Origin of the sequence: Streptomyces sp. NPDC087845, assembly GCF_044742755.1 — a bacterium.
Taxonomy (GTDB): Bacteria; Actinomycetota; Actinomycetes; order Streptomycetales; family Streptomycetaceae; genus Streptomyces.
Genome location: NZ_JBIUVC010000011.1, coordinates 84,903 through 101,067, shown reverse-complemented (window position 1 = coordinate 101,067; position 16,165 = coordinate 84,903). Strand labels below are relative to the sequence as shown.

Genomic DNA, 16,165 nt, shown 5'->3' with positions numbered 1-16,165 from the left:
GAATGGGATCCACGGTGTCGGACAGCTCCGGAACCCCGGACGACGGGCGGGAACGGGAGCGGGAACGGGCAGGGGCTGGGGCAGGGTCTGAGGCCGGGGCGGGAAAGAAGGCTCCGGTGCGGGGTCCGCAACGGCCGGCGGGGCACGACGGCGCGGCGGACCCGGACCATGAGGCGACCCCGACCCCGACCCCGACCCCGACCCCGGCCCCGGCCCCGGCTCCGTCCCCGGGGGGCGGCGCGGGTACGAGACCGGCCCCGTCCCCGGGGAACGGCGCGTGGTCGGCGACCGGCGCGGGTACGGGACCGGCTCCGGCTCCGAGGGGCGGCGCGGGTACGGGGCCGGGGCCGGGGAACGGTGCGGCCCCGGGTGCGGGGCGGGACGCCGGACCCGACTCCGTGGTCGATCTCGTGCTGGACCTGGTTCCCGGTGAGGACGAGGTCTCCGCCCTCGGCGCGACCTCGGCCTCGGTGTCGGTTCCGGCCGCGGGCACCGGAGCCGGTCCGGCCGCGACGCCGGGCGCCGTGCCCGCCGAGGACCCGGAGCCGGACACCGCACCCGTGCCGGCCCTGGCCGGTCACCGCACCGGGCCCGGTTCCGGCCCCTCGCCCCTGGCCGCGCTCCCCTCCCCGCACCGTGCCGCGCCCTTTCCCGGACCCGGGAGCGTCGGGGAGGGACAGTCCGTGAACGCCCTGCGGGGGACCGGGCGGCGGCACGCGGTCATCGCCACGGAGCAGACCGCGTCCATCCCCGTACACCTGCTCTTCCGCGAGGACGCCGAGCGCGCCGATGCCGCCGCGCTCCCCGCCGGTGTGCTGCGGCGGGGAGCCGGTGGCCGCCGGCCGGCCGCGGGGGTGCCGCGGCCGGCCGCGCCGAGGGGGCCGCAGGTGCGGCCCCCGACCCGGCCGGCGCCGGTCGGCGATCCACGGCTTGCCGAGCGGCCGGGGCCCGCGCTGCCCGGCTGGGCGGCGCTGCTCGCCGGGCTGGCCGGGACCGCCGCCGCAGGCGCCGTCCTCTGGTGGGTCGGTGCGCTGCCCGCCACCGTGCTCACCCGGCTCGGGATCGGCTCGCGTCCGTACGAGGGGATCGGTCTCGGCGCCTGGGCGGCGCTCGCCGCGCTGGGGACGGCGGTGCTCTTCGCGCTCGGCGGCCTGAGCCGGGGACGGGTCGGCTACGCCTGGGTGCTGACGCTCTTCGGCGAGTACCGGGGGAGTGTGCGGCGGACCGGGCTGATGTGGATCAGCCCGCTGCTGCTGCGCCGCCGGGTCGACGTGCGCCTGCGGCACTGGCGCAGCGAACCGCTGCCCGCCGTGGACGCCAACGGTACGGCGCTGCGCGTCGTCGTCCTCGTCGTGTGGCGGATCAAGGACACCGTCCGGGCGACGCTCGGGGTCGAGGACCACGAGACGTATCTGCGCGAGCAGGTCGAGGCGGCGATGGCCCGGGTCCTGTCGCAACTGCCCGCCGACGCCTTCCACGAGGACGCGCACACCCTGCGCAACGCGGAGGCGGTCGGTGACGCGCTGACCCGGATGCTGAAGGCGGACTGCGAACCCGTCGGCGTCGAGGTGTACTCGGCGCAGCCGACCGGAATCGAATACGCGCCGGAGGTCGCCGCGGCCATGCAGCGCCGCCGGATCGCCGCCATCGACGCCAAGCACCGCGACAGTGTCCTGACATCGGTGGTTGACGCGGTGGACGACACGGTGAACCGGCTGACCGCGAGGGGGCTCGTGGAGCTGGACGACTACGAACGGAAGTCGCTGGTCAAGGACTTGACGGTGGCCTTCTACACCGGACGCAGTGGGGGAGAGGGTGCCTGACGGCCCGCAGGGGGTGCTCCGGCGGCGATGCGGAATCCAACTCCCATTGGTCTGGACATGTTCATATCCCGTCAATAATCTAAGTCTTGGTCTAGACCGCAGCATGCGCGCACAGCAGGGCTCATGGAACCTCCCCCACGTTCTTGAGGAGCGACAGCAATGCGTAAAAGGGCAAGTGCGGCCGTAGTCGGCCTGGCGGTGGCGGGCGTCTCGATGTTCGCGACGAGCACCGCCGGCAGCCACGGCTACACCGACAACCCCATCAGCCGTCAGAAGCTCTGTGCCAACGGCACGGTGACGGGCTGCGGCAACATCCAGTGGGAACCGCAGAGCGTCGAGGGCCCGAAGGGCTTCCCGGCGGCGGGCCCGGCCGACGGGAAGATCTGTTCCGGCGGTCACTCCGAGTTCGCCCAGCTCGACGACCCGCGCGGCGGCAACTGGCCCGCCACCCATGTGACGGCAGGTCAGGGCTTCGGCTTCCGCTGGCAGTTCACCGCCCGCCACGCCACGACGGACTTCCGCTACTACATCACCAAGGACGGCTGGGACCCCACCAAGCCGCTCACCAGGGCCGACCTGGAGCCGCAGCCCTTCATGACGGTGCCCTACGGCGGCAAGCAGCCGCCGGCGACCCTGACCCAGCAGGGCACCATCCCCACACAGAAGACCGGGAAGCACATCATCCTGAGCGTCTGGAACATCGCCGACACGGCGAACGCGTTCTACGCGTGCTCCGATGTGCAGTTCTGACGCCTAGGACGTGTCCGGGCGACCACATGACTGCGCCGTGTCCGGGCCGTTGGCGCGGGCATGGGGCGGGGTGGTCCGAGTGATGCCGAGCGGGAACGGGTGCGGCCGTTCCTGCCGGTCGGCAACCGGCGTGGCAGCCGGTGGCGGGATCACCGGCGGGAGCTGCTTCGAACCGGCGCGCACGGCGCACTGGATACGCCGTGACCATACCCGTTCGGACTCCGCACGCCCTACCGGTGGCCATGGGCCGCAGCAATGATGAGCGGGCCGCAAGGGATCCAGGCGGCTCCGCCCATCTGCCTCCCGGCCAGGTGGACATGCAGTGGAAGGAGTCCACGTTGTTGCTTCTCATCTCCCCGGACGGCGTCGAGGAGGCCCTCGACTGCGCGAAGGCGGCCGACCATCTCGACATCGTCGATGTCAAGAAGCCCGACGAGGGCTCGCTCGGCGCGAACTTCCCGTGGGTCATCAGGGAGATCCGTGACGCGGTCCCGGCCGACAAGCCGGTGTCCGCCACCGTGGGAGACGTTCCGTACAAGCCCGGCACGGTGGCCCAGGCGGCGCTCGGCGCGGCGGTGTCCGGAGCCACGTACATCAAGGTCGGCCTCTACGGATGCACGACGCCCGAGCAAGCCGTCGATGTCATGCGAGGGGTCGTCCGGGCGGTGAAGGACTACCGGCCGGACGCTTTCGTCGTCGCCTCGGGCTACGCCGACGCCCACCGGATCGGCTGCGTCAACCCGCTCGCACTGCCCGACATCGCCCTCCGCTCCGGCTCCGACGCGGCCATGCTCGACACCGCGGTCAAGGACGGGACACGGCTGTTCGACCACGTTCCGCCGGAGGTCTGCGCAGAGTTCGTCCGGCGGGCCCACGAGGCCGGTCTGCTCGCCGCCCTCGCGGGCAGCGTGAAGGTGGGCGACCTCGGCACGCTGACCCGCATCGGCACGGACATCGTGGGGGTGCGCGGGGCGGTCTGCGAGGGGGGCGACCGCACCAGCGGAAGGATTCAGCCGCAGTTGGTGGCCGCCTTCCGGGCGGAGATGGACCGGCACGGCCGGGAACACGCGGCTGCCGTCACCGCCGCGAGCTGACCGCCGGCATGGCGACACGTCAGCCCTGTCACGCGCCCGGAACCCTCGGCAAGCGCTTTGCCGTCGTCGATCCGGCAACGGGCGAGCCCTTCGAGGAGGCCCCCGACGAGCAGCCGGACGCGTTGGACGCCGCCGTCGACCGGGCCCGCGAGGCATGGCGCGGCTGGCGGGCCGACCGAGGCGCCCGCGCCACCGCGCTGCTCGCGGCAGCCGACGCCGTGGAGGCGGCCGGGGCGGACCTCGCCCCCCTGCTCACCCGTGAACAGGGCAAACCCCTGGCCGAGTCGTACGCGGAGATCGCCCGCACGGCGGCCCGCCTGCGCTGCTTCGCCGAGCTCGACCCCGGATCCCAGCTCCTCACGGACGGCCGGCCGGTACGCAGCGAGATCCGCTGGCGACCGATCGGGCCCGTCGCCGCGATCGTCCCGTGGAACTTCCCCCTCCAACTGGCGTCGGCGAAGTTCGCGCCCGCGCTCGCCGCAGGCAACACGGTGGTGCTCAAGCCCTCCCCGTTCACGCCCCTCGCCACCCGGCTGCTGGTATCCGTCGTCTCCACCGCCCTCCCCGAGGACGTACTCACGATCGTCACCGGTCACGAACCCCTCGGTGCCTGCCTGGCCGCCCATCCGGGGATCCGTCACGTGACCTTCACCGGTTCGATTCCCACCGGACGGGCCGTCGCGCAGCGCGCGGCGGCGTCGCTCGGCCGCGTCACCCTGGAGCTGGGTGGCAATGATGCCGCCATCCTGCTGGAGGACGTGGACGTGGAGCGGATCGCGGACCGGCTGTTCTGGGCGGCGTTCCGCAACTGCGGGCAGGTCTGCATGGCGGTCAAGCGCGTCTACGCCCCGGCCCGGCTCTACTCCGACGTGGTCGAGGCCCTCGCGCAGCGCGCGAAGACCGCCGTCGTCGGAGCCGGCCTCGACCCGGGCACGCAGCTGGGCCCGGTCAACAACGCCCCCCAACTGGCCCGGGTCGAGCGCTACACGGCCCAGGCCCTGGCAGCCGGTGCCCGAGCCGTGGCCGGCGGCCACCGGCTGGAGCGGCCGGGCTACTTCTACGCCCCGACGATCCTGGCCGATGTCCCGCCCGGCAGCCCGGTGGTGACGGAGGAGCAGTTCGGCCCGGTCCTGCCGGTGCTGTCGTACCGGAGCCTCGACGAAGCCGTCGAGGCGGCCAACGGCACCGGCTTCGGACTGGGCGGCTCGGTGTGGGGGACCGATCTCGACCGGGCCGAGGCAGTGGCCGACCGGCTGGAGTGCGGGACGGCGTGGATCAACCACCACGCCGAACTGTCCCTCGCCCAGCCCTTCGCGGGCATCAAGGAGAGCGGGGTCGGCGTCGCGGGCGGGCTGTGGGGGCTCTACGGGAACCTCAGGCCGTTCGTCGTGCACCGCCCGGAGGAGGCGTGACGATGAGGTTCGGCGCGGCGGTACTGCGCTCGTACGAGAGCCGATTCGCCGTCGAGGAGGTGATCCTGAACACGGGACCGGCCGACGGCGAGATCCTGGTCAGGATCGCGGGCTGCGGGATGTGCCGGACCGATCTCGCGGTCCGGCGTTCGGCGGGCCGCTCACCGCTGCCGGCGGTGCTCGGCCACGAGGGGGCCGGGGTCGTGGTGGAGACGGGCGGCCCGCACACCGGCCTGAGCAACGGCGACCACGTCGTGCTGAGCTTCGACTCCTGCGGACACTGCCGGAGCTGCACGGGCGCTGCCCCCGCCTACTGCGACTCCTTCGCCTCGCTCAACCTCTTCGGGGGGCGCAAGGAGAACGCCGCGCGGTTCACCGACGCGGCCGGAGACGAACTGGCCCCCCGGTGGTTCGGCCAGTCCTCGTTCGCCGAGTACGCGGTGGTTCCGGCCCGCAACGCCGTCCGGGCCGACCCCGCGCTGCCCGTCGAACTGCTCGGGCCGCTCGGCTGCGGCTTCCTCACCGGCGCCGGAGCGGTCTTCAACTCCTTCGGCGCCGGGCCCGGCGACACCCTCGCGGTCTTCGGCGCGGGAGCGGTGGGCCTGGCCGCGGTGATGGCGGCCACCGCCTCCGGAGCGGTGACCGTGGCCGTCGACCGGCACCCCGAACGGCTGGTCCTCGCCGAACGGTTCGGCGCAATCCCGCTGCACGCCGCATCGGCCGACCTGCCCGGCCGCATCCGGCAACTGACCGACGGCGGCGCGCAGTACGCGCTGGATACCACGGCCTCCGCCCCGCTGATCAACGACGCGCTCCGGGCCCTGCGTCCGACCGGCCACCTCGGTCTGGTGGCACGGCTCCGCACCGCGCTGCCGCTCGAACCGGGGGCACTGGACCGGGGCAGGAGAATCTCCCACATCTGCGAGGGGGACGCGGTGCCGGGACTGCTGATTCCGCGGCTGACCGGGCTGTGGCAGGCCGGGCGGTTTCCCTTCGACGAGCTGATCCGTACGTATCCGCTCGCCGACATCAACGAGGCCGAACGCGACTGCGACGCGGGCCGCGTGGTCAAACCCGTCCTGCTTCCGCAGGGGAGGAGCCGATGAGCAGAGCCTTCGACGCCGCTGCCCATCCGGCCGACTCCGGTCGCCCGCCGTGCGACGGCAGGCCCCGCACACCGCACCGCCGCGGCCGGCCCGCGCGGCGACCCGCCCCCTGCCGAGCCGGCCCGACCGAGGAACCGGATGGCCGCGGGGCTGCGCGCCGACGGGCGCTTCCCGGGGAACGGGGCGCCCAGCGCGTGGCGCCGTGCGTCCACCGTTGATCCATCGTTCGTATTCCTTGCTGTTCGTATTCCTTGCTGTTCGTGGTCCCAACTCGTCCAAGGGAGGACATGTGGTCGGTACAGCGCCTCGGAGCACCGGTGTGGAAGGCGTGGAAGGAGGTGTCGGCCTGACCGCTCTCCTGGTCGCCGCGGCACGGGCGATCGAGACCCACCGCCACGACGCCCTGGCACGGGATGCCTATGCGGAGCACTTCGTGCTCGCCGCACCGGCGTCCGCCGGCTGGCCGGTCCGCCTGCAACAGGTTCCGGACGGAGACACGAATCCGCTGTGGGGGCGGTTCGCGCGCTACTTCGGTCTGCGGACGAGGGTCCTCGACGACTTCCTCCTCCGGTCGGTGCACACGGGCAGAGCCCGGCAAGTGGTCCTGCTCGGGGCGGGGTTGGATTCGCGGGCGTTCCGGCTCGACTGGCCCCCCGGCTGCGTGATCTACGAGATCGACAGGGAAGGCGTGCTGGCGTTCAAGCACAAGGTGCTCGACGGACTGTCGGCCACCCCGAACGCGGCGCGCGTCCCCGTCCCGGTCGATCTGCGCGCCGACTGGGTCGGAGCGCTGGCCGACGCCGGCTTCGACCCGAAGGCACCGAGCGTCTGGCTGGCCGAGGGGCTGCTGTTCTATCTGTCCGCCGCCGCCGAGACGTACCTCATCGACATGGTGGACCGGTTGAGCACGGGAGGAAGCGCTCTGGCGTTCGAGGTCAAGCTCGACAAGGACTTGCTGGAATACCGCGACAGCCCGCTCTACACCTCGACGACCCACCAGATCGGCATCGACCTGCTCAACCTGTTCGACCGGGAGCCGCGGCCCGACTCCGCCGGTGATCTGGCGAGCAAGGGCTGGTCCACATCGGTTCGGACCCCCTTCGACTTCACCCGCCACCACGGACGCGGCCCGATGCCCGAGCCGAACGACGCGCTGGCGGGCAACCGGTGGGTGTTCGCGGACAAGCCCCGACCGTAACGCCGCCACCGGACGACCGGGCCGCCGACCCTGCGGCGGACCCGGCCGGGCCGCCGCACGGTCGGCGGCCCGGTCACCCCGGCGCTTTCCGGCTGCTCCCGGTCCGGCCGCTGCCGTGGCCGCCCGACGCGAGCCGGACCGCGCCGGCTCCGGCGCCCCGCACCGGCCGAGACCGCGAGGGCGACGGCGGTCATCGTGGACAGCAGCCCCCAGGCGGGTGTGAAGCTGCCGGTGAGGTCCTTCAGCAGGCCGAGCGCGGGAGGCACCAGGACGATGGCGACCTGGTTGACGGACATGGCCAGGCCGAGGGCGAACCCGGTCCGGTCCGGCGGGGCCGATTCGGCCACGTACGCGACCCAGGGGCCGTACCAGCCGAATCCGAAGAAACCGAGCCAGACCAGAACGACGCAGGCTGCCGAGGGCGAACAGCCCAGGGGTGTCATCAGCACCGCCATCCCCGCGATCACGGCAACCATGCAGACGGTGACGGAGGCATGACGCCCGGACCTGCTGCGGTCGCTCCAGGCCGCCAGGCAGATACGGCCGACGACGCCCGCACCCTGGGCCGCCACCAGGACGAGGGCCGCCGATCCGGCCCCCACGGAAGCCACCTCGTGGAGGTACAGCACCGTCAGGATGCCCACACCGCACTGCACCGAGATCAGGCTCGTCCCGGACAGCATGATCTTCACCATGGAGGGTTCGCGGAGCATCCGCAGCCGCCCGCCGAGCTGCGACCCGAGCGCGACACGCGGCTCCTCGGCCCGGTGGGTCGCCCGGGTGGGCGGCTGCCGGTAGAAGCCCATGAAGACGCCGGCCCCCAGCAGCGCGACGAGTCCCCCGGCCACGAGAGTCGCCCGCCAGCCGAAGGCCCCGGCGAGAAGCGGGAGTACGGCCGAGGCGAGCGCGGCGCCCAGCGGCAGCCCCGCCTGGCGGACGCCCATCGCGAACCCCCGCCGGGACGCGTCGAACCAGGACGCCACCGATTTGCTCCCGCCGGGCTGAACGGTGCTGTAACCCGCGCCGACGACCAGCAGGAAGCACAGCAGGGACGGGTAACCCGGCGCGAGGCTTCCCGCACCCAGACCGGCGGCGACCACACAGGCGCCGATCCCGACGACCCAGCGCTCGTCGTGGCGGTCCAGCAGTTCCCCCGCCACCAGCAACCCGGCCAGCGGGACCAGTTGGGCCGCCGAGACCAGCAGGCCCAACTGGGCCGTGCTCAGGTCCAGATCACGTTGGAAGTGGATGCCCATCGCCCCGATGCCCTGCACGAAGAAGCCGGACGCGGCCTGGGTGAACGTGGCGATGCCGAGGACGATCCATCGGTACCGCCACGCGTCGCGTGTCAACGCCCCGCGCCCTTCACGGCCGCGGGACGCCAGTACAGCGAGGGGTCGGGGTGGTTGACGAAGCCGAGATCGCGGTAGAGCGGTTCGCCCTCGGCGGACGTGTACAGATCCACCCGGGCCACCTCGCGTTCCCGGAACCAGTCGAGCAGGCCCTCCAGGATCGCGCGGCTGTGACCGCGCCGCCGGTACGCCGGGTCGGTGACCACGCCGATCACCTGCCCGATCCGTCCATTGCGCAGGTGCGGGCCGGGCAGCCGCTGCTCGACCGTGCCGATGCCGCAAGCGGCGAGCCCGGCGGCGCCGTCGACGACCAGGATGCGCACGGCGTCCGCGGTCATCTGTTCCTTCAGCACCGAGGCCAGGGCGTCCAGCCAGTCGTCGCTTCCCGCCGCGGGGGCGAAGAAGTCGCCGCCGAGGTCCTCGAACAGCAAGGCCCGCAGGCGTACGAGCTCCGCGATGTCGTCCTCGGCCGCCTGCCGCAACCCGGTGTGGTTTCCCGTGCGTTGTCCCATGCCGTTCAGACTGATGTAATGGGCTTATGCATCTCAACCCTTACGGCGCGGATGTCGTGAACCTGGCCGCGGATCTGGCCAACCGGCGTCCGGTGAGCGCCGAGGAGCTCGCGGACCGCTGCCGTGCCGCCGGGCTGGTGCTGGAGTGCCCGGTCACGCCGCAGGACCTCGATCGCATCCAGGACGCACTGGACGCGTGGGAGAAGGTCGTCGATGCCACAGCGGAGCGGGAGCGGGCCGAGCTGCTCAACCGGATGCTGGAGGTGGCCTCCGCGCACCCGCGGCTGACCGACCACGCGGGCACCGGCTGGCACCTGCACTACCGCGACGACCGGCAGCCGCTCGGCTCCCTGCTGTTCTCGCTGATCTCCGTCGGTACCGCTCTGCACCTGGCGTGGCGAGGCATGCACCGGCTCCGGCGGTGCGCGGTGACCGAGTGCACGGCGGTCTTCGCCGACACCTCCCGCACCGGGCGGCAGCGCTACTGCTCCCAGCGGTGCGCCAACCGCGACGCGGTACGCCGCCACCGCGGCCGGGGGCGGGCCGGCGGATCGAGCCCGTCCCGCGATCGCGGACACGCCGGCGAGGCGGCCGGCGACCCGCGCGGGTGACCCGAGCCGGACGCTTCCAGGTGGTTCTCTTCGTGAAGGACCGTCGAGCACGGGGAAGGCGGCCGGCCCGGCCTCACCGGCCCGGTGCGCTCGGCCCGGCCGCGCTCGGCGCGAGCGTGCCGGCACCGGCGTCGGCGTCGGCCGGTGCGACGCTCGGGCGGGCGTTCCACAGCACGACGGTCGACAGGAAGAAGAGCAGCAGATTGCCCCGGGATCTTCTGGTGCTCGACCACTCACCCCCGAATCACCAGGGAACTCCTGACGCGGGTCATCAGCTCGTCAGGGCCAGTTCGTCCCGGTCCGCCACCGCGGACCGCCGCCGCAGCAGCGTCACGGCCAGCACCGCACCCACCAGCAGCAGCGCGGCCCCCGCCGCCGAGGCGTACTGCATGCTGTGCACGAAGGCATCCCTCCCGACCGAGATCAGCGAACCGTCCCCCGTGGCCACCGCGCCCGCCAGGGTCTTACGGGCGCCCTCGGGAGCGGAGCCCGGCATGTCGGCGGTGTAGACGGCCGTGGCGACCGCACCCAGCAGGGCCATCCCCATCGCACCGCCGAACTCCTGCCCGGTCTCCAGCAGCGAGGCCGCCGAACTCGCCTTCTCCGGCGGGGCGGTGGACAGTGCCAGGTCCGAGACGAGCGCCATCACCGTGACGATGCCGCAGCTCATCACGGCGCAACCGCCGAGCAGCAGCCACAGCGAGTCCGTGCCGGTCAGGGCGAGGACGGCGAAACCGGCGGCGGCGATCACGAAACCGGCGCAGATGACGCGTGTGCGGTCGGTCCGCTGGGCGATCGCCGTGGCCGTCGGGGCGGCGGCGCCCACCGCCAGTGACGGGGCCATGCTCCACAACGCGGCTTCCATCGTGCCCATGCCGAGTACCGACTGCAGATACTGCGTGGTGAAGAACGAGGATCCCATCATGGCGAACGCGGCCAGCGCGTTCAGCCCGATCCCGGCCGCGAAGCCGCTGTTGCGGAACAGTTCCCGGCTGATCATCGCGTCGCCGTGGCCGCGCTGGCGGCGGACGAAGAACCAGCCGATGAGCAGACCGGCGGCGGTGATCAGCGCGTTGCGCACATCGAGCCCGTGGGCGGCACTTTCCTTGACCCCGTAGACGACGGGCAGCACAGCCCCCATCGACAGTGGCACGCTCAGGAGGTCGAACCGGCCGGGGTCCGGGTCCTTGAACTCCGGTACCAGCACCGGCACCAGGACCAGCAGCAGCACCATGGCCGGCACATTGATCAGAAAGACCGAGCCCCACCAGAAGTGCTCCAGCATGACCCCGCTGAGCACCGAGCCGAGCGCGATCCCGCCGGCCATGGCACCCGACCAGATACCGACGGCTCGGCCGCGCTGGCGCTCGTCGCGGAACATGTTCCGTACGAGCCCCATCGTCGAGGGCATCAGCGTCGCTCCGCCGATCCCGAGCAGGGCGCGGGCCGCGATCAGCATCTCGGGGCTGGTGGCGTACGCGGCGGCGACGGACGCGGCACTGAACGCGAACGCGCCGAGAAGCAGCAGCTTGCGGCGGCCGATCCGGTCGCCGAGCGAGCCCATCGTGATGAGCAGGCCGGCCAGGGCGAAGGCGTACACATCGAAGATCCAGAGCTGCTGGGTGGCGCTGGGGGCGAGATCCCGGTCGATGGACGGGATCGCGAAGAAGAGGACGGAGACGTCCATCGAGACGAGGAGAAGGGGCAGCAGGAGGACCACGAAGGCGGTCCATTCCCGGCGGCCGGCGAGGGGGCCGAGCTCGGCGGTGGTGCGTTTGACGTTCGTCATGCCTGGAAATGTACGAGCGTGTAAAACGCTTGTCTAGTACGTCTGTGTAAAACGTTCGTACATCTCGCGGGGCAGCAAAAAACGCACTGGGCGGTTCACGTGTGTACGTGAACCGCCCAGTGCGTTGTCTGTGCGCCGCCAGGGACTCGAACCCCGGACCCGCTGATTAAGAGTCAGCTGCTCTAACCAACTGAGCTAGCGGCGCCTGCTGACTCGAAAATAATACCCGGTCCTGAGGGGTGCCAATGACACCCGGAACAAAGGGGGTGTATCCGGCTGAATCGATCAGGTGCGTACGGGTCCCGCCGGATCCCCGTTCCTAGAGCGCCAGCGACAGCAGCACCGGCGCCGCCCGCCGGTTCAGGGTGTCCGCCGCCGCGCGCAGGCGATGCGCATCCTCGATCGGCAGGGACAGGGCCAGGCATCCCGCCGACGACCCGGCCGTCAGCGGTACCGCCGCGCACACCGTGCCGACCGCGTACTCCTGGAGGTCGAGCACCGGGACGGTCGCCGGCTGGCTGTCCAGCTTGGAGAAGAGCACCTTCTCGTTGGTGATCGTCCGCGAGGTGAGCCGGGCCGTCTTGTGGCGCGAGAGGTGGTCGCGGCGCCCGTTCTGGTCGAGTTGGGCCAGCAGGCACTTGCCGACCGCCGAGGCGTGTGCGGAGGAGCGGAAGTCCACCCACTCGTTGACCGCGGGGGTGCGGGGACCGTCGGCGTACTGCGTGACCCGGATCTCGCCGTCCACGTACCGGCTGATGTAGACCGCCGCGCCGACCGAATCGCGCAGCTGCGCCAGCGACTGCTGGAGCCTGGCCTCCAGGGCCTGCCTGCGGGCCGCGCCGGAACCGAGGAGCAGCAGCGAGGACCCGATGACGTACGCGCCGTCGGTGATCTGCTCGACGTACCCCTCGCGGCGCAGCGTCAGCAGCAGGGAGGTGAGATGCCCGACGGGCACTCCCGTCTCCCGGGAGATCTGGGTGTCCGTCACGCCGCTGCCGTGTCCGGAGACCGTTTCGAGGACGCGAAGGGCGTACTGCACCGAAAGGAACGGTGCGGTCGGTTCGGGCTTCAACGCCACGGTTTCCCCCTGCCAGGTTGTGACCGCAAGCTCTGCCTTCACGATAGCCGCCAAGGGCCCTGCGCGGGGCGGCTGTTGGCGAGATGCCGATGCGCCCCGGCTCCGTCAGCTGGGGCGCATCCGTCTGGCATATGCCAGAGTCATTGACGTGAGACGAGTGGCGAGGTCACAGCACTGCGGTGAGGAATTCGCGCGTGCGTTCATGCTCGGGATCGGAGAAGATTTTTTCCGGTGAACCGGACTCGACCACACGTCCGGAGTCGAACATCAGTACCGTCTCCGAGACGTCGCGGGCGAAATTCATCTCGTGGGTCACGCAGAGCATGGTGATGTCGGTGTTCCTGGCGATGTCGCTCAGCAGCTCCAGCACTCCCGCCACCAACTCCGGGTCGAGCGCGGACGTCACCTCGTCCAGCAGCAGGATCTCCGGCCGCATCGCCAGCGCGCGGGCGATCGCCACCCGCTGCTGCTGGCCTCCGGAGAGCTGGGAGGGATGTGCGTCGATCTTCCCCGAGAGTCCGACCAGTTCGAGCAGGTCGCGGGCGCGGGCCTCCGCCTCGTCGCGGTCCATGCCCAGCACGCTGACCGGGGCCTCGGTGATGTTCTGCAGCACCCGCATATGGGGGAAGAGGTTGAACTGCTGGAAGACCATGCCGATCTTCTTCCGGGCCTCGCGCAGATGCCTCTCCGTCGCCGGCCTCAGTGAGCCGTCGGGCGCCCTGGTGTGGGACAGCGGGTCGCCGTCCACCCAGATGACCCCGTCGCTGACCCTTTCCAGGGTCATCAGCAGCCGCAGGATGGTGGTCTTGCCCGAACCGCTGGGCCCGATCAGGGTGACGTGTTCGCCGCGCCGCACGGAGAAGCCCAGCCGGTCCAGGACGACATGGTCGCCGTACCGCTTCACGACGTCGTCGAAGCGGATCAGCGGGGGGCCGGCCGCCGCGGCGGCCGCGACCGCGACGGAGCCCTCGGGGCCCGCGGCCGCCGTCTTCTGCAAGGGGAGGGGTTCAGTGGCCAAGGCGCTTCTCCAGCTTTCTCATCAGCAGCGACGTGGGGTAGCTCGCGACCAGGAAGACCAGTCCGGCGAGCGTGAATGCCTCGGTGTACGCGAAGTGGTCGGCACCGTACTTGCGGGCCTCGAAGACCATCTCCTGCACGGTGATCACGGCGAGGAAGGGGGTCTCCTTGAACATCGAGACCGCGTAGTTGCCGAGGGCGGGCAGCACCTTGCGCACCGCCTGCGGCAGGATCACGGCCTGCCAGGTCCGTCGCGGGGTGAGCGAGAGCGCCCGGCAGGCCTCCCACTGGCCCTTCGGTACACCGTCGATTCCGGCGCGGTACACCTCGGAGGTGTACGCGGCGTAGTGGACGCCCAGCACCGCGATGCCGATGGTGAGCGGCTCCACCGAGGTGAACAGGGCGGCCGCGCCGACCAGTTGGACGAGCAGCGGGGTGGACCGGATGAACTCCATCAGGACCCGCACCGGCACCGTGACGAACCTGCTCGGGGCCCGTCCGGCGACCGCGATGGCGAGCCCGAGCACCGCGGCGACGAGCGTGCCGAGCACGGTCGCGAGCAGTGTGACCTCGAAACCCCTGAGCACCAGGGGAAGCGCGTCCCCGGCGGCGTTCCAGTCGAAGCCGTTCACCGGGCACCACCGCCGGCCGCCGCCGCGACGGCTTCCGTGGCGCTGCGGCTGCGCAGCAGCGAGCCCGCACCGGTCGCCAGGCCGAGCCGCCGCTTGGCGCTCCGCTCCAGCAGGTTCATCAGCAGGGTCAGCGCATAGGCCAGGACGAAGTAGACGACCAGCAGGGTCGTGTACGCGGTGAGCGTCTCACCGGTGCGGTCGCGCAGCTGCTGGATGACGGTCATCAGGTCGGCCGCGGAGATCAGCCACAGCAGCGGGGTGCACTTCAGCAGCTGGATCAGCAGATTGGTGAAGGGCGGGATCATCTGCACCCAGGCCTGCGGAAGGATCACCTTCCGCATCCGGTGCAGCGGCGTCATGTTGAGCGCGACGGCCGCCTCGTACTGGGCACGCGGTACGGAGTTGACCGCCCCGCGCACCACCTCGGCGCCGTACGCACCGTAGTTGAGACCGAAGGCGACGACGCCGCAGAGCAGCGGCGTCAGCTCGTACCCCGTCAGCGGCGGCATCGCGTAGTAGAGCCAGAAAAGCTGGATGTAGAGCGAGGTGCCGCGGAAGAACTCCACGACCACGCGGGACACCGCGCGCGCCACCAGCAGCCGGCTGACCGACATCAGGCCGAGGACGAACGACAGGAGCAGGGCGAGCAGCGCGCCGAGGACGGTGGCCTGGAGGGTCACCCACAGTCCCGCGCGCAATTGCGGCAGATCGTCGAGGAAGGCGGAGAAGAAATCACTCATGCGGTGCGTTCCGTCCCCGTCAGCCCTTGCACAGATCGGCCGTCTTCAGGGTGGCCGGCGGGAGCTCGGTGGCCCCGAAGCCGTACTCCTGGAGCAGGCCCACATAGCGTGACCTGTCCTGGACGATCTTCTTCAGCTCGCGGTTGAAGGCGTCCCGCAGATCCTCGTTGCCCTTGCGGAAGACGGCGCCGCCGGGGCTGTACTGCTTCGTGCCGCCGAGCTCCGGCACGAAGGCGTCGGTGACCTCGGTGCCGGGATTGGTCTTCGCCAGCCAGCGCAGCGAGATGCCGGTGAGCAGGAACGCGTCGATCCGGCCGCCCTTGACCGCGTCGGCGCCGTCCTGCGGCTTCTGCAACGACTTGATCCGGTCCTTCGCGATGCCGGCGCCCTCGGCGTACGAGCCCTCGACGGCGCCCGACATCACTCCGACGGTGATCCCGGCGGCCTTCGCCGACGCCAGGTCGGTGACCTTCTTCGGGTTGCCCTTCCGCACCATCAGCGCGGTCGGCGAGATGAACTCGGGCTCCGAGAAGAGGGCGTTGGCGCAGCGCTCCGGCGTGATCGCCATGCCGGCGCTGACCACGTCGTACTTGCCCGCCTGCAGCCCGGGGATCAGGCCGTCCCACTCGGAGAGGGTGGGCTTCAGCTCGTCGACGCCGAGCGCCTTGAAGATCTCCCGGTGCAGCGTGGGCGCCTCGCCCTTGAGCGTCTTGCCCTCCAGATATCCGTACGGGGCCTCATTGGCGTACGCGACCCGGACGAAGCCCTGCTTGCGGAGCTTGTCGAGTGCCCCCGCACCGTCCGCGGAACCGGCGTCGGTCTTGCTGCACGCGGAGAGCAGACCGGGAACGAGGAGCAGGCCGCCCACGGCTGCCGATCGGTTGAGAAAGCCCCGGCGGGACAGGTTCGGGAAGTCAGCCATGGTTCGCAATCTCCTGGAGGGATCGAACAGTCCGGACAGGGGGAGCGCCTGCCCGATCCCGTACGTCTATGCAGGAAGCGGCTGCCTGTGATCGAACGGTGGCCGGAAGGTGACCTTCCCGTGTCCGAT

Annotated in this window: 14 protein-coding genes, 1 tRNA gene and 1 pseudogene; 7 read left to right on the top strand and 9 right to left on the bottom strand. The window is 71.4% G+C overall.

Annotated elements, in window-relative coordinates; all coding sequences use genetic code 11:
• Positions 1 to 2 precede the first annotated feature (2 nt).
• From ACIOMQ_RS27045 to ACIOMQ_RS27020, 6 genes are all read left to right on the top strand, one after another.
• The gene (locus ACIOMQ_RS27045) at positions 3 to 1,823 is read left to right on the top strand and encodes an SPFH domain-containing protein (RefSeq protein WP_402190737.1); all 1,821 of its coding nucleotides are present in this window, start codon (positions 3 to 5) and stop codon (positions 1,821 to 1,823) included.
• A gap of 159 nt (positions 1,824 to 1,982) precedes the next feature.
• Positions 1,983 to 2,573 (top strand): lytic polysaccharide monooxygenase auxiliary activity family 9 protein, encoded by a 591-nt coding sequence (locus ACIOMQ_RS27040; RefSeq protein WP_362205040.1) that lies wholly within the window; start codon positions 1,983 to 1,985, stop codon positions 2,571 to 2,573.
• A 317-nt stretch (positions 2,574 to 2,890) separates the two neighbouring features.
• Positions 2,891 to 3,667, top strand: coding sequence for a (5-formylfuran-3-yl)methyl phosphate synthase (locus ACIOMQ_RS27035; protein WP_362205406.1), 777 nt, complete (start codon positions 2,891 to 2,893; stop codon positions 3,665 to 3,667).
• An 8-nt stretch (positions 3,668 to 3,675) separates the two neighbouring features.
• Positions 3,676 to 5,079 carry an aldehyde dehydrogenase family protein gene (locus tag ACIOMQ_RS27030; RefSeq protein ID WP_401941205.1) on the top strand — a complete coding sequence of 468 codons (1,404 nt, stop codon included), beginning with the start codon at positions 3,676 to 3,678 and terminating at the stop codon, positions 5,077 to 5,079.
• Positions 5,080 to 5,081: 2 nt separating this feature from the next.
• Positions 5,082 to 6,185, top strand: coding sequence for an NAD(P)-dependent alcohol dehydrogenase (locus ACIOMQ_RS27025; RefSeq protein ID WP_362205034.1), 1,104 nt, complete (start codon positions 5,082 to 5,084; stop codon positions 6,183 to 6,185).
• A gap of 289 nt (positions 6,186 to 6,474) precedes the next feature.
• Entirely contained in the window at positions 6,475 to 7,383 is a 909-nt protein-coding gene (locus ACIOMQ_RS27020) for a class I SAM-dependent methyltransferase (protein WP_402190735.1), read from the top strand.
• Positions 7,384 to 7,655: 272 nt separating this feature from the next.
• On the opposite strand, the pseudogene ACIOMQ_RS27015 reads toward ACIOMQ_RS27020, so the two are convergent.
• Positions 7,656 to 8,735, bottom strand: a pseudogene (locus ACIOMQ_RS27015) (MFS transporter); the annotation flags it as partial.
• Positions 8,732 to 9,247 (bottom strand): GNAT family N-acetyltransferase, encoded by a 516-nt coding sequence (locus tag ACIOMQ_RS27010; RefSeq protein WP_402190732.1) that lies wholly within the window; start codon positions 9,245 to 9,247, stop codon positions 8,732 to 8,734. The pseudogene ACIOMQ_RS27015 and the gene ACIOMQ_RS27010, both read right to left, overlap by 4 nt.
• Positions 9,248 to 9,273: 26 nt before the next feature.
• On the opposite strand from ACIOMQ_RS27010, the gene ACIOMQ_RS27005 reads away from it, so the two are divergent.
• Positions 9,274 to 9,858, top strand: a complete 585-nt coding sequence (locus ACIOMQ_RS27005; protein WP_402190729.1) for a CGNR zinc finger domain-containing protein — start codon at positions 9,274 to 9,276, stop codon at positions 9,856 to 9,858.
• 271 nt (positions 9,859 to 10,129) lie between these two features.
• On the opposite strand, the gene ACIOMQ_RS27000 is transcribed toward ACIOMQ_RS27005, so the two are convergent.
• From ACIOMQ_RS27000 to ehuB, 7 genes are all read right to left on the bottom strand, one after another.
• Positions 10,130 to 11,647 carry an MFS transporter gene (locus ACIOMQ_RS27000; protein WP_402190727.1) on the bottom strand — a complete coding sequence of 506 codons (1,518 nt, stop codon included), beginning with the start codon at positions 11,645 to 11,647 and terminating at the stop codon, positions 10,130 to 10,132.
• 131 nt (positions 11,648 to 11,778) lie between these two features.
• Positions 11,779 to 11,852 (bottom strand) — tRNA-Lys (locus ACIOMQ_RS26995).
• A 114-nt stretch (positions 11,853 to 11,966) separates the two neighbouring features.
• Entirely contained in the window at positions 11,967 to 12,725 is a 759-nt protein-coding gene (locus ACIOMQ_RS26990; protein WP_362212260.1) for an IclR family transcriptional regulator C-terminal domain-containing protein, read from the bottom strand.
• Between the two features lie 166 nt (positions 12,726 to 12,891).
• On the bottom strand, positions 12,892 to 13,743 hold the full coding sequence (gene ehuA, locus ACIOMQ_RS26985; RefSeq protein ID WP_362212262.1) for an ectoine/hydroxyectoine ABC transporter ATP-binding protein EhuA: 852 nt from the start codon (positions 13,741 to 13,743) through the stop codon (positions 12,892 to 12,894).
• Positions 13,733 to 14,374: an ectoine/hydroxyectoine ABC transporter permease subunit EhuD gene (ehuD, locus tag ACIOMQ_RS26980; RefSeq protein ID WP_362212266.1), complete on the bottom strand. Its 642-nt coding sequence runs from the start codon at positions 14,372 to 14,374 to the stop codon at positions 13,733 to 13,735. Before ehuD ends, ehuA begins: the two co-directional genes overlap by 11 nt.
• Positions 14,371 to 15,114: an ectoine/hydroxyectoine ABC transporter permease subunit EhuC gene (ehuC, locus tag ACIOMQ_RS26975; RefSeq protein ID WP_362212268.1), complete on the bottom strand. Its 744-nt coding sequence runs from the start codon at positions 15,112 to 15,114 to the stop codon at positions 14,371 to 14,373. The genes ehuD and ehuC overlap by 4 nt, the downstream gene beginning before the upstream one ends.
• Positions 15,115 to 15,133: 19 nt before the next feature.
• The gene (gene ehuB, locus ACIOMQ_RS26970; RefSeq protein WP_362212271.1) at positions 15,134 to 16,036 is read right to left on the bottom strand and encodes an ectoine/hydroxyectoine ABC transporter substrate-binding protein EhuB; all 903 of its coding nucleotides are present in this window, start codon (positions 16,034 to 16,036) and stop codon (positions 15,134 to 15,136) included.
• Positions 16,037 to 16,165: the final 129 nt, after the last annotated feature.